Annotated in this window: 14 protein-coding genes; 13 read left to right on the forward strand and 1 reads right to left on the reverse strand. The window is 66.9% G+C overall.

Annotated features, from left to right (window positions below; genetic code table 11):
- Positions 1-3: 3 nt before the first annotated feature.
- The gene (locus EYR15_RS07870; protein WP_131003277.1) at positions 4-711 is read right to left on the reverse strand and encodes a Tim44/TimA family putative adaptor protein; all 708 of its coding nucleotides are present in this window, start codon (positions 709-711) and stop codon (positions 4-6) included.
- 190 nt (positions 712-901) lie between these two features.
- Between EYR15_RS07870 and EYR15_RS07875 the strand changes: the two genes are divergently transcribed.
- The 13 genes from EYR15_RS07875 (at position 902) to EYR15_RS07935 (ending at position 11,794) form a co-directional block, all read left to right on the forward strand.
- Complete coding sequence (locus tag EYR15_RS07875; RefSeq protein ID WP_131002782.1) at positions 902-1,354, forward strand: FxsA family protein; 453 nt, start codon at positions 902-904, stop codon at positions 1,352-1,354.
- Between the two features lie 106 nt (positions 1,355-1,460).
- On the forward strand, positions 1,461-1,925 hold the full coding sequence (secB, locus tag EYR15_RS07880; protein ID WP_131002784.1) for a protein-export chaperone SecB: 465 nt from the start codon (positions 1,461-1,463) through the stop codon (positions 1,923-1,925).
- A 134-nt stretch (positions 1,926-2,059) separates the two neighbouring features.
- On the forward strand, positions 2,060-3,325 hold the full coding sequence (gene sbmA, locus EYR15_RS07885) for a peptide antibiotic transporter SbmA (protein WP_131002786.1): 1,266 nt from the start codon (positions 2,060-2,062) through the stop codon (positions 3,323-3,325).
- Complete coding sequence (locus EYR15_RS07890) at positions 3,322-3,828, forward strand: TspO/MBR family protein (RefSeq protein WP_245498208.1); 507 nt, start codon at positions 3,322-3,324, stop codon at positions 3,826-3,828. The genes sbmA and EYR15_RS07890 overlap by 4 nt, the downstream gene beginning before the upstream one ends.
- A gap of 8 nt (positions 3,829-3,836) precedes the next feature.
- A complete protein-coding gene (locus EYR15_RS07895) occupies positions 3,837-4,031 on the forward strand; it encodes a twin transmembrane helix small protein (protein WP_131002787.1) in 195 nt (64 codons plus the stop codon).
- Between the two features lies 1 nt (position 4,032).
- Positions 4,033-4,602, forward strand: coding sequence for a cob(I)yrinic acid a,c-diamide adenosyltransferase (locus tag EYR15_RS07900; RefSeq protein ID WP_131002789.1), 570 nt, complete (start codon positions 4,033-4,035; stop codon positions 4,600-4,602).
- A 113-nt stretch (positions 4,603-4,715) separates the two neighbouring features.
- Complete coding sequence (locus tag EYR15_RS07905) at positions 4,716-5,453, forward strand: rhomboid family intramembrane serine protease (protein ID WP_131002791.1); 738 nt, start codon at positions 4,716-4,718, stop codon at positions 5,451-5,453.
- Positions 5,454-5,676: 223 nt separating this feature from the next.
- Positions 5,677-6,426, forward strand: coding sequence for an electron transfer flavoprotein subunit beta/FixA family protein (locus EYR15_RS07910; protein ID WP_131002793.1), 750 nt, complete (start codon positions 5,677-5,679; stop codon positions 6,424-6,426).
- Positions 6,427-6,428: 2 nt separating this feature from the next.
- A complete protein-coding gene (locus tag EYR15_RS07915; protein ID WP_131002795.1) occupies positions 6,429-7,373 on the forward strand; it encodes an electron transfer flavoprotein subunit alpha/FixB family protein in 945 nt (314 codons plus the stop codon).
- Positions 7,374-7,502: 129 nt separating this feature from the next.
- Positions 7,503-8,384, forward strand: coding sequence for a 3-hydroxybutyryl-CoA dehydrogenase (locus EYR15_RS07920; RefSeq protein WP_131002797.1), 882 nt, complete (start codon positions 7,503-7,505; stop codon positions 8,382-8,384).
- Positions 8,385-8,477: 93 nt separating this feature from the next.
- The gene (locus EYR15_RS07925) at positions 8,478-8,672 is read left to right on the forward strand and encodes a hypothetical protein (protein ID WP_131002798.1); all 195 of its coding nucleotides are present in this window, start codon (positions 8,478-8,480) and stop codon (positions 8,670-8,672) included.
- 215 nt (positions 8,673-8,887) lie between these two features.
- Positions 8,888-11,206 carry a DNA translocase FtsK gene (locus EYR15_RS07930; protein WP_131002800.1) on the forward strand — a complete coding sequence of 773 codons (2,319 nt, stop codon included), beginning with the start codon at positions 8,888-8,890 and terminating at the stop codon, positions 11,204-11,206.
- Between the two features lie 87 nt (positions 11,207-11,293).
- Entirely contained in the window at positions 11,294-11,794 is a 501-nt protein-coding gene (locus tag EYR15_RS07935) for a YciE/YciF ferroxidase family protein (RefSeq protein ID WP_131002802.1), read from the forward strand.
- Positions 11,795-11,847: the final 53 nt, after the last annotated feature.

An 11,847-nucleotide genomic window follows, 5' to 3' on the forward strand; every position in this document is an offset into this window, starting at 1 on the left:
CCGTCAGATCGCGGAGGTGGCGATCACCCGCCAGTTAGGATCGCGGGCATTCACCTCCCGCGCGAAGGTCCAGACGTCGACGAGATCCGCGATTTCGGTGGGGTCGCCGTCGATCACGGCGCCGTTCTTGTCGCGCGTGACGGAGATCAGCTTGGAGACGAAGCGCATGGTAATCTGGGCGTTCTTGCCCGCGACTTCGGCGGCGGTGATTTCGGACTTGTCGATCGACACGAAGCTCGACTCGACCGTCTCGCCACGGCTCTCGCGGGCGGCGATCTCGGCGGAGAAGCTTTCGAACACGTCGCGGGCGAGCAGGGGCTTCAGCGTCTTGCGGTCGCCGGTGGCGAAGGCGGTGACGATCATCTCGTAGGCGCTACGGGCGCCGGTCACGAAGCCGCGGGCGTCGAAGCCGCGCTCGGCGGCGGCTATCTGGTCGAGGCCGCGGGCGACCTCTCCGTCGGCGGTCGCCACGCCGGCCCAGCGGTCGGCCGCGGGCTCAGCGTCCGGATCAAGCGGGACGGGCTCAGAATTCCGCTGTGGCAGGGGCACGACCTTGTCGGAGGCAGGCGTCGGCGTGGGCCGCCCGACGAGCGGGTCGCTTGGGCGCCGCTCATTGCCGGTGCGGGTGCCGAGCACCGATCTCAGCCGGAGGAAGATGAACACCGCCAGGACGAGAATGATGATCGTGTAAATGTCGAAGCCGTCGCTCATCTCGTCTCGCACTTGGTTCGCGTCGTGGGCGGCCGCGGGGAACGCGATCACGCCGGCGCGCCTTACTATGTGATCAAGCCGGCCCGCGATTCCAGTCGGCTCGCTGCGGGCATGTCCTTGAATGGCGTATAGCAGCGTCACCAGATGAGGGTTGCGGCCCTCCGCTTCAAAGGACCTTCACGGATACGTCATGCCCCGTCTGCTCGGCCTCATCCTGCTTCTGCCTGTGCTCGAACTGGTCGCCTTCGTGGCGGTGGCGGGCATGATCGGCCTCGGGAAGGCGGTGCTTCTCCAGCTCGCCATCTCGCTCATCGGCTTCGCGATGCTCGGCTCCCTTTTGACGGAGGCCAAAGCGCGGGCGCGCACCGCCGGCGGCTTCGTCTCCTTCGCGCTTGATAGTTCTCGCTCGATGCGTGGCCTCGCTGGCCTGCTGTTTGCGATCCCCGGCTTCGTCACCGACGTCATTGGCGTTTTGGCGCTCGTGCCTGAGGTGCGCGCGAGGCTTCGCCGCCTCATCGGCGGCGCGCCGCCGCTCCGCCCGCAGCCTGCGCCCGCTTCGACGCGCACTGCGCGCGGCGACGTGCTCGAACTCGATCGCGGGCAGTGGCGCGAGACCGCCGAGGTTCCGCGCCGGGACGCTTGACGCCCTCCTCTCATCGCCTTGCGGGGGCGTGAAGCCTCGTGCTACGCCCCGCGCAAATTGCGGCCTCGTCCCTGAGCGCCGTGTTCCGCGAGCCTGAGAGAGACGCATGGCCAGCAACAACGGCGCGCCCGCCGACAACAAGGCGCCCGCCATCAACGTGCTCGCGCAGTACGCCAAGGACCTGTCGTTCGAGAACCCGAACGCGCCGCGTTCGCTGCAGCCGCGCGAGAGCTCGCCGAACATCGAGATCAAGGTCAACGTCAACGCCCGCAAGGTCGGGGAGAACGACTTCGAGGTCGAGCTCGCGCTCGAGGGCCAGGCCAAGGACGGCGACACGCTGATCTTCCACGTGGACCTCACCTATGGCGCGGTGTTCCGCGTCGTGAACATCCCCGAGGAGCAGATCCATCCGGTCGTCATGATCGAGTGCCCGCGCCTGCTGTTCCCGTTCGCCCGCCAGATCGTGGCGGATGCGGTGCGCAATGGCGGCTTCCCCCCGCTGATGATCGACCCCGTCGACTTTGCGGCGCTTTACCGCGCCCGCGCCGAAGAGACCGCCGGCAACGCCTGAGCCGGCACCGGCCGGGCGTCGGACGCGTCCTGCCCTCAGCGATGCGTCCGACGTGGTGAACCGCTCGTAACTTGCCGCGGCCGTTCGCGGGGTCTAACGCTCGCCGGCCTCGCGCTCAGGAGCCGGCTCGCCCCATGTTCGTATCCTTCTTTCCCAATCCCCGCGTGTTCTTCCTGTCGGCGGCGCTCTGGACCGCCTTCGTCACGGCGGTCTGGTTCGCCGGAGGATCGCAACTCGGCGCGGCGATCGGCCTGAGCTATCCCGCGCCGGACGCAGCGCCGGTCATCGGGCCGCAGGTGTTCCTCACCGGCCCCTTTCTCTGGTTCTACGCCTATTACGTGGTGGCCGTCGGCCTGTTCGCCGGCGCCTGGATGACGATCGCCCCGCACCGCTGGGCGGCGTGGTCGATCCTCGGCTCGGCGCTGATCATCTTCGTCACATACTTTCAGGTCGAGGTCAGCGTCGCGATCAACGCTTGGCGCGGACCGTTCTTCGACGTCATCCAGGCGGCGCTGGCGAAATCGCGCCCCGTCGGGATTGAAGAGGTCTATAGCGGGCTCGCTCAGTTCGCGGGCATCGCCATGATCGCGATCGCTGTCGCCGTGCTGACGCGCTTCTTCGTCCAGCACTACATCTTCCGCTGGCGCACGGCGATGACCGAGTTCTACACGGAGCATTGGCCGAGGCTCCGCGAGGTCGAGGGCGCCTCGCAGCGCGTGCAGGAAGACACGATGCGGTTCTCCACCCAGGTGGAGGCGCTCGGCGTCAGCCTCGTGGATAGCGTCATGACGCTGATCGCGTTCCTGCCGGTTCTCATGGGATTGTCCGGCGCAGTCTCCGAGCTGCCGATCGTCGGCGCGATCCCTTATCCGCTGGTGTTCCTCGCGATCGGCTGGGCGCTTTTCGGCACCGTGCTGCTCGCGACCGTCGGCGTGAAGCTACCCGGGCTGGAGTTCCGCAATCAGCGCGTGGAGGCGGCCTACCGCAAGGAGCTCGTCTATGGCGAGGACGATCCCGGCCGGGCCCAGCCGCCCACCCTGTGGGAGCTGTTCTCCCATGTCCGGACCAATTATTTCCGGCTTTACTTCCACTACATGTATTTCAACGTCGCCCGCTATTTCTACCTGCAGGCAGACAGCATCATGATCTATGTCGCGCTTGCGCCGAGCATCGTCGCCGGGCGGCTGACGCTTGGTCTGCTGCAGCAGATCGCGGGCGCGTTCGAGCAGGTCAGCTCGTCATTCCAATATCTGGTGAACTCCTGGACGCAGATCGTCGAACTGCTCTCGGTCTATAAGCGCCTGCGCGGATTCGAGGCCGTGATCTACGGCGAGGTTCCGCCGAAGCCCGACCGCGAGCCGCCGGAGGCTGAGGTGACCGCGGAGGGCGTACGGACGTGAATGCGGCGAGCCGTCAGCCGTCCTGGGTCGCGCCCGGCTCGCTGCTGAAGCTCGCCGCCGCCACGCTCGTCTGCTTCGCCGCCGTCCAGCTCGGCTCGGCGGCGACCCGGCCGAACATCACGCCCTGGTACGAGGGTCTCGAGAAGCCTTTCTTCAATCCGCCGAACCTCGCCTTCCCCATCGCCTGGTCGCTGCTGTTCGCGCTGATGGCGATCGCGCTCTGGCGCGTGCTCGTGCTCGGCTCGGGAGAGCCCAAGCGTCGGGCCCTGATCGCCTTTGGCGTCCAGCTCGCGCTCAACATTGGATGGTCGTTCGCCTTTTTCTCCGCGCATAGCCCGGCGCTCGGGCTTGTCGACATCGTGTTGCTGATCCCCGCGATTGTCTGGACGATCCTGCGCTTCCGCGCGGTCGACGCCGTCGCGGCGTGGCTGCTGGCGCCTTATCTCGCCTGGGTCGGCTATGCCTGCGCGCTCAACGCCGCGATCCTGTTCCTCAACGCCTAAGAGGCCGCATGTCCGCCTTTCTCGCGAACTTCGCCGTGCCGATCGCCGTCGGCGCCGTGGCGGTGGTGCTGCTGCTCGGCCTCTGGAACATGATGCGCGGCGGCGACTCCAACACGTCCCAGAAGCTGATGCGCTGGCGCGTGATCCTTCAGTTCGGCGCGATCGTGCTGATCATGATCACGCTGTGGGTGATGGGGCGCTGAGATGGTCAAGCTCAACAAGATCTACACGCGCACTGGCGACGACGGCACGACCGGGCTCGCCGCCGGGCCCCGCCGCGCGAAGCACGATCTGCGGGTCGACAGCTTCGGCGCCGTCGACGAGACCAACGCCGCGATCGGCCTCGCGCGCCTCCATTCCGGGGCCGCGCCGGAGATCGAGGAGACGCTCGCGCGCATCCAGAACGAACTGTTCGACCTCGGCGCCGACCTCGCGACGCCTGATGACGGCGCGGATCTCGGCTATGAGCCGCTGCGGATCGTGGCGAGCCAGGTCGAGCGGCTCGAGCATGATATCGACGCGCTGAACGCGCGGCTGGAGCCGCTGAAGTCCTTTGTCCTGCCGGCAGGCACGCCGCTGGCCGCTAATCTCCACATGGCCCGGACGATCGCCCGTCGCGCCGAGCGGCTGATGACGGCGCTCGCTGCGCGCGAAACCGTCTCGCAGGCGACGCTGTCCTATGTGAACCGGCTGTCGGACTATCTGTTCGTCGCGGCGCGGGTCGCTAATCTCGCGCAAGGCGATGTGCTTTGGGCGCCCGGAAAGACACGCTGACGAGTCTATCGTCGGCCTCCGGCCTTGGAGGTCTTGGAGGAAAACCGCCGGCCGCACATATTCGGCGTTAGACGAGAGCGCCCCTGCTCGGTAACGACGAAAGCCTTGAGCCGATGTTCGTCCCCCTCCTGGACGACACTCCGGTCCGCCGCATCGGCAGGCCGTGGGTGACCTACGGTTTTATGGCCGTCTGCACGATGATCTGGGTGATCTTCCAGTCGGACTGGCTGTTCCCCCCTCACCCTGAAGCCGTCGTTTCCTTCGGCTTGATCCCGAGCGTCCTGTTCTCCGAAGCCGTGCTGCCCGACGGCTACGCCGTCGTGCCCGCCTGGGCGACGCTGGTCACCTCGCTGTTCCTGCATGGCGGGCTGCTGCATCTCGTCGGCAACCTGCTGTTCCTCCGCGCCTTCGGCGACAATGTCGAGGAGGACCTCGGGCATGTCCGCTACGCCATCTTCCTGATCATGTGCGGGGTCGGGGCCGGCGTGGCGCATGCGCTCGGCGCGACAAACCCGGATGCGCCGCTGGTCGGCGCCTCGGGCGCGGTTGCGGGCGTCGTCGCCGCCTATGTCATCCTGCATCCGCAGCTCAAGGTGTGGGTGCTGGTGTTCTACGTGCTGTCGCTGAGGCTGCGGGCGTTCTGGATCATCGGGGCGTGGGTCGTCTTCCAACTTGGCAACGCGTTGATTGCGGGCGAGCAGCAGGTCGCGTTCTGGGCGCATGTCGGCGGCTTCCTCACGGGCGCCGTTTTGGTCGCCGCACTGAAGCGTCCGGATGTCGGCCTGTTCGACCACGAACTGCGCGCGCGCATCCGCCGACGGGGCGAAGGGCCGGCGGAAGGCTCGGCCTGACTGGCTGTCCGCTCGCGGCGGACCCGCCCACGGACCTGCGTCGTAAGACCTTATGCTGCACCTGCGAGCGTTGACTTGGGTTCGGGCCGCCTCCTACTGTCCGCCGCTCCGCGCGGCATAATTTCTTCAAGCGAAGCGCGGGCGTTCCGGCCGCGAGCGCGGCCTCTCGCGCGGGCCGCTCGGCCCGTCAGGCGCGATCAAATTTTCTGAGGTGGACGACCCGATGAAGGTGCTGGTGCCGGTCAAGAGAGTCGTCGACTACAACGTCAAAATCCGCGTGAAGCCGGACGGTTCGGGCGTCGAGCTCGCCAATGTCAAAATGTCGATGAACCCCTTCGACGAGATCGCCGTCGAAGAAGCGCTGCGCCTCAAGGAGGCCGGCAAGGCGACCGAGATCGTGGTCGTCTCGATCGGCCCGGCGCAGGCTGCCGAGACCATCCGCACCGGCCTCGCGATGGGCGGCGACCGCGGCATCCTGGTGAAAACCGACGGCCCGACCGAGCCGCTCGCCGTGGCCAAGATCCTCGCCAAGATCGTCGAGGAAGAGAAGCCGGAGCTCGTCATCCTCGGCAAGCAGGCGATCGACGACGACTGCAACCAGACCGGCCAGATGCTGGCCGCGCTGCTGGGCTGGCCGCAGGGCACCTTCGCCTCGAAGGTCGAGCCCGGCGACGGCAAGGTGAACGTCACCCGCGAAGTCGACGGCGGCCTGCAGACGGTTTCGCTGAAGCTTCCGGCGGTGGTGACGACCGACCTGCGCCTCAACGAGCCGCGTTACGCCTCGCTGCCGAACATCATGAAAGCCAAGAAGAAGCCCCTCGACGAGAAGTCGGCGGCCGATCTCGGCGTGGACGTGAAACCGCGCCTTGAGATCCTGAAGACCACGGAGCCGCCAAAGCGGCAGGCCGGCGCTAAGGTCGGCTCGGTCGCCGAACTCGTGGAGAAGCTCAAGGCCGAAGCGGGAGTGATCTGACCATGGCGACTCTGCTTCTCGCCGACCACCACGAAGACCATCTCGGCGACGCTACGGCGAAGGCGCTGACGGCCGCCAAGCAGATCGGGTCGCCGGTCCATATCCTTGTTGCGGGCCGTGCGCCGCAAGGCGCGGCCGCCGAGGCTGCGAAGCTCGACGGCGTCGAGAAAGTGCTCGTCGCTTCCGGCGAGCAATACGCCCACGGCCTCGCCGAGCCCTTCACCGACCTGCTGCTCGGCCTGATCGACGGCTACGACGCGCTCGTCGCCTCATCCTCGACCACGGGCAAGAACATCCTGCCCCGCGTCGCGGCCAAGCTCGACATGATGCAGATCTCCGACATCTCGAAGGTCGAGGGGCCGGATACGTTCGAGCGTCCGGTCTATGCCGGCAACGCCCTGCAGACGGTTCGTTCGACCGACGCCAAGAAGATCGTGACCGTGCGGACCGCGGCCTTCGCCGCCGCGGGCGAGGGCGGCTCGGCCGCGATCGAGGAGGTTTCGGCCGCCGGCGATCCGGGTCTATCGAGCTTCGTCGGCGAGGCGCTGACGGAGTCGGACCGGCCCGAGCTTGGCTCCGCCAAGATCATCGTCTCCGGCGGCCGCGCGTTGGGTTCGGCGGAAAAGTTCAAGGAAGTCATCGAGCCGCTGGCGGACCAGCTCGGCGCCGCGATCGGCGCGAGCCGGGCTGCCGTTGACGCAGGCTACGCGCCGAACGACCAGCAGGTCGGCCAGACCGGCAAGGTGGTCGCGCCGCAGCTCTACCTGGCGCTCGGCATTTCCGGCGCGATCCAGCATCTCGCCGGCATGAAGGACTCGAAGGTCATCGTGGCGATCAACAAGGACGAGGAGGCCCCGATCTTCCAGGTCGCCGATTACGGCCTGGTGGCGGATCTCTTCACCGCCGTGCCCGAGCTCAAGGAAGAACTGGCGAAGGCGAAGCGCTGACGTGGCATGCCAGACTTTGGTAGGAGCCGCGGCCTAAAGTCTGGCTTTGTGCGACGCGGTACGTAATATCCGGCCGCGCCGGGGAAATGCCCCCCGCGCGAGTCAAGCAAGGACGGTCGGACGATCATCATGCCGACGGATATTCGCAAGATCGGCGTTGTTGGCGCCGGACAGATGGGCAGCGGCATCGCCCACGTGGTTTCGCTCGCGGGCTGCGACGTCATCCTGAACGACGTCAGCCAGGACAAGGCGAAGGCCGGCGTCGAGCTCATCAACGCCAACATGCAGCGTCAGACCGGCAAGGGCGCGATCACCGACGCCGACCGCGAGGCCGCTCTCAAGCGCATCGCGACCTCTTCGGACTTCAAGGAGCTGGTTGATTGCGACCTCGTGATCGAGGCCGCGACAGAGGACGAGCAGACCAAGCGAAAGATTTACTCCGAGCTCTGCCCGAAGCTGAAGCCTGAGGCGATGCTCGCGACGAACACGTCGTCGATCTCGATCACGCGGCTCGCCGCCTCGACCGACCGGCCGGAGCGCTTCATCGGCATCCATTTCATGAACCCGGTGCCGGTGATGCAGCTCGTCGAGCTCATCCGCGGCATCGCGACCGAAGACGAGACCTTTGAGAGCTCCAAGAACCTGATCGCCAAGCTCGGCAAGACCGTCGCGGTCTCCGAGGATTTTCCAGCCTTCATGGTCAACCGCATCCTGCTGCCGATGATCAACGAGGCGATCTACACGCTTTACGAAGGCGTCGGTTCGGTCGATGCGATCGACACAGCGATGCGGCTCGGCGCGAACCACCCGATGGGTCCGCTCCAGCTCGCCGATTTCATCGGCCTCGACACCTGCCTGTCGGTCATGCAGGTGCTCCACGACGGCCTCGCGGATTCGAAGTACCGTCCGTGTCCGTTGTTGGTGAAGTATGTCGAGGCAGGTTGGCTCGGCCGGAAGACCCAGCGCGGCTTCTACGACTATCGCGGCGAGCATCCGGTCCCGACGCGTTAACGCTTCGTTGATCATTTCGGTCGAGCGCGCTCGGCCCTTCACGCCCTGTTAGTCTTGTCCACGCAATGGTCCCTGATCGGAGGCCATCAGCCCATGGACGTCAGCTCGCTCGCCGCATCCGCCGTTGCAACATCTGCGCAGTCGACCCGCGACGGCTTTTCCGTAGCCGCGCTCAAGATCGCCAACGACCAGCAGCAGCTGATGGCGAACTTCGTTCAGCAATCCGCCGAGACCACCAAGGCGCTGACGCAGTCCGGCGTCGGCGAGACGGTCGACAAAACGGCCTGAACTCTCTGCTTCTAGCGACGTGACCGACTCGCGGCTTGACTGCGGGCCGCATCGCCATGCGCCTTCGCCAGCATAGTCGAGCGCTGAACTTGCCGGCTACGATCCACAGCCCGCTACGTTCTTTTGCGGATCGATCCACCCTTCCTTAACGCTGAGCTTCGTTAATTGCCTCCGTCGAAAGCGGCTGCGGAGCCGCTTCCACAGGGTGAGCAGACATGCGTTTTTCCGGCCGTCCGCCTGTTTCCGAAGACGCCGCCGAGGCGGCGAACAGGCGGGAAGCGCCGCCTTTGGTGCGCTCGGTCCGCACGCCCGACCGGGTGTTACGCGAGCGCCGCGCGGCTGAGCGTGACGAGGTCGCCGCGTCTCCGGGCGCGCCCGCCGACATGATTCCGAGCTGGCTGAAGCCCTTCGCGAGCGGCCCGAACGCACGCTTCACCCGCACGCCGGACAGCATCCTGCGCGGCCGGCACCGTCTCGCGGAGATCCCGGAATCCGCACAGCCGATGGAGCCGGACGTCGCGGCCGAGGCGATGTCTCACATGAGCTTCGCGGGAGAGCCGCGTCCGGTCGGCGAGACGCCCGCGACGCTGCGCAGGCTCGCGACCGCCATCCGCGTCGGCGAGCCCGCGACGCCGCCGCGCGCCGCTAGCCAGGACAATGCCCCGGAGTCCGATGAGAGCCGCGGGGGTGAGGCGCAGGACACGGTAGCGTCGCCGATCACCGGCTCGCTCGGGCAACCTTTTGCGAGCTTCGCGCCCGTGACCTACCGCAGCAGTTTCGGCTGGGCGGAGCCCGCGGCCCCGAAGACGCCGTCGCCGAAGGTCGTCCGCCCCGCTCCGCTGATCGCGAAGCGCGCGAGCCAGGAGCCGGAGTCCGTGGAAGCGCCCGTCGCTCCCGTCCCCGTGCCCGAGCCGCAGCCTGCGCGAGTCGAGCAGCCCGCGGTCGCCGCGCGGCCGACGCCCGCGGCGTCGGTCGTGTCCGCTCCCCGCCCGGCCGCGCGCCCGTTCTCGGACATCTACGAACTCCCGCCGCTCGATCTGCTCAGCCTTCCGCAGGAGAGCGAGCCGAGCGCCGAGCTCTCCGAGGAGGCGCTCGAGAAGAATTCCGTGAAGCTCCAGCAGACGCTGCAGGATTTCGGCGTGCGCGGCGAGATCATCGACGCCAATCCAGGCCCCGTGGTCACGCTCTATGAGCTGGAGCCGGCGCCCGGCGTGAAGTCGAGCCGCGTCATCGCCCTCGCCTCCGACATCGCCCGCTCGATGAGCGCGAAATCCGCTCGCGTCGCCGTGGTCGAGGGCCGCAACGTCATCGGCATCGAGCTGCCGAACCGGACCCGCGAGACCGTGTTCCTGCGCGAGCTGCTGGAAAGCCCGGCCTTCACTGAGACGCAGCACAAGCTGCCGGTGTGCCTCGGCAAGACGATCGGCGGCGAACCGGTGATCGCCGATCTCGCGAAGATGCCGCATCTTCTGGTCGCGGGCACCACCGGCTCCGGCAAGTCGGTCGCGATCAACACCATGATCCTCAGCCTCCTCTACCAGCACCCGCCGGAGAAGGTCCGCCTCATCATGGTCGATCCGAAGATGCTGGAGCTCTCGGTCTATGAGGGCATCCCGCACCTTCTGACCCCGGTCGTCACCGATCCGAAGAAGGCGGTGATCGCGCTGAAATGGGCGGTCCGGGAGATGGAGGACCGCTACCGCAAGATGTCGAAGCTCGGCGTCCGCAACATCGACGGCTTCAACGCCCGCGCCGGCGAGGCGATGGCGCGCGGCGAGACCGTGACGCGGCAGGTGCAAACCGGCTTCGATCGCGAGACGGGCCAGCCGACCTATGAAGACGAGGTCATGGATCTCACCGCGCTGCCTTACATCGTCGTCATCGTCGACGAGATGGCCGACCTGATGATGGTCGCCGGCAAGGACATCGAGGGCGCCATCCAGCGCTTGGCCCAAATGGCGCGCGCGGCCGGCATCCACATCATCATGGCGACGCAACGCCCCTCGGTCGACGTCATCACCGGCACGATCAAGGCGAACTTCCCGACCCGCATCTCCTTCCAGGTGACCAGCAAGATCGACAGCCGCACCATTCTCGGCGAGATGGGCGCCGAGCAACTGCTCGGGCAGGGCGACATGCTGCACATGCAGGGCGGCGGCCGCATCGCCCGCGTGCACGGACCGTTCTGCTCCGACGCCGAGGTCGAGAAGGTCGTCGACCATCTGAAGCTTCAGGGACGCCCGGAATATCTCGACGCGGTCACCGCCGACGACGAGGAGATGGTCGTCGAGGAATCCGAAGGCGACGAGCGCGCTGTGTTCGACGCCGGCGACTTTGGCGAGGAGAGCGGCGACGCCTACGACCAGGCCGTCGCCGTGGTCCTGCGCGACCGCAAGGCCTCGACCTCCTACATCCAGCGCCGCCTCCAGATCGGCTACAACCGCGCGGCCTCGATCATGGAGCGGATGGAGCAGGAGGGCATCGTCGGTCAGCCCAACCATGCCGGAAAACGCGAGATCTTCCGCGGGAACTAGACTCCCGCTGAACGATTCGCGGCGGCGGCCGTTAGGCACGCGGAAGGGCGCGGCCGCGAACGCGCCCACAAGCGAGGAGACGTGCCGATGGCCGCGCAGAAAACCCTGAGCGACGCGTTCTACGAAACGCTGAAGGATGTCTATTACGCCGAAAAGCAGTCGGTGAAGGCGCTGAAGAAGTCTGCGAAGGCGGCGAAGAGCGAGGAGCTCAAGACCGCGTTCCAGAATCATCAGGAAGAGAGCGCCGGTCAGGTGACGCGCCTCGAGCAGGTGTTCGAGATCATCGGTAAGGCGCCGCGCGCCAAGACCTGTGAAGCCATGCAGGGCATCACCTCCGAGATGGAGGAGGACCTTGAGGACTTCGGCGAGACCGACGCCGCCGACGCCGTCCTCATCGGCTGCGCGCAGGCGATCGAGCATTACGAGATCGCGCGCTACGGCATGCTCAGGACCTGGGCGACGCAGCTCGGCCATGCCGATGCGGCGAAGCTTCTGGAGCAGACGCTCGAGGAAGAGAAGAAGGCCGACGCGCTTCTGAGCCAGATCGCCGAGAGCGCGAACAAGAGCGCGAACAAGAAGGCCGCCTGAGCGGATTGATCTTTTACTGACGGGCGGGCGCGTGAGCGTCCGCCCGTTTTCGC

This window comes from Hansschlegelia quercus, from assembly GCF_004310425.1.
Lineage (GTDB): Bacteria > Pseudomonadota > Alphaproteobacteria > Rhizobiales > Methylopilaceae > Methylopila > Methylopila quercus.

Bases quoted from the DNA above. Each gene is read 5' to 3' on its own strand.
- EYR15_RS07910 (WP_131002793.1), top strand. From the start codon at position 5,677: ATGAAGGTGCTGGTGCCGGTCAAGAGAGTCGTCGACTACAACGTCAAA.
- EYR15_RS07930 (WP_131002800.1), top strand. From the start codon at position 8,888: ATGCGTTTTTCCGGCCGTCCGCCTGTTTCCGAAGACGCCGCCGAGGCG.
- sbmA (WP_131002786.1), top strand. From the start codon at position 2,060: ATGTTCGTATCCTTCTTTCCCAATCCCCGCGTGTTCTTCCTGTCGGCG.
- EYR15_RS07915 (WP_131002795.1), top strand. From the start codon at position 6,429: ATGGCGACTCTGCTTCTCGCCGACCACCACGAAGACCATCTCGGCGAC.
- EYR15_RS07895 (WP_131002787.1), top strand. From the start codon at position 3,837: ATGTCCGCCTTTCTCGCGAACTTCGCCGTGCCGATCGCCGTCGGCGCC.
- EYR15_RS07875 (WP_131002782.1), top strand. From the start codon at position 902: ATGCCCCGTCTGCTCGGCCTCATCCTGCTTCTGCCTGTGCTCGAACTG.
- EYR15_RS07920 (WP_131002797.1), top strand. From the start codon at position 7,503: ATGCCGACGGATATTCGCAAGATCGGCGTTGTTGGCGCCGGACAGATG.
- EYR15_RS07870 (WP_131003277.1), bottom strand. From the start codon at position 711: ATGAGCGACGGCTTCGACATTTACACGATCATCATTCTCGTCCTGGCG.
- EYR15_RS07900 (WP_131002789.1), top strand. From the start codon at position 4,033: ATGGTCAAGCTCAACAAGATCTACACGCGCACTGGCGACGACGGCACG.
- EYR15_RS07935 (WP_131002802.1), top strand. From the start codon at position 11,294: ATGGCCGCGCAGAAAACCCTGAGCGACGCGTTCTACGAAACGCTGAAG.
- EYR15_RS07925 (WP_131002798.1), top strand. From the start codon at position 8,478: ATGGACGTCAGCTCGCTCGCCGCATCCGCCGTTGCAACATCTGCGCAG.
- EYR15_RS07905 (WP_131002791.1), top strand. From the start codon at position 4,716: ATGTTCGTCCCCCTCCTGGACGACACTCCGGTCCGCCGCATCGGCAGG.
- secB (WP_131002784.1), top strand. From the start codon at position 1,461: ATGGCCAGCAACAACGGCGCGCCCGCCGACAACAAGGCGCCCGCCATC.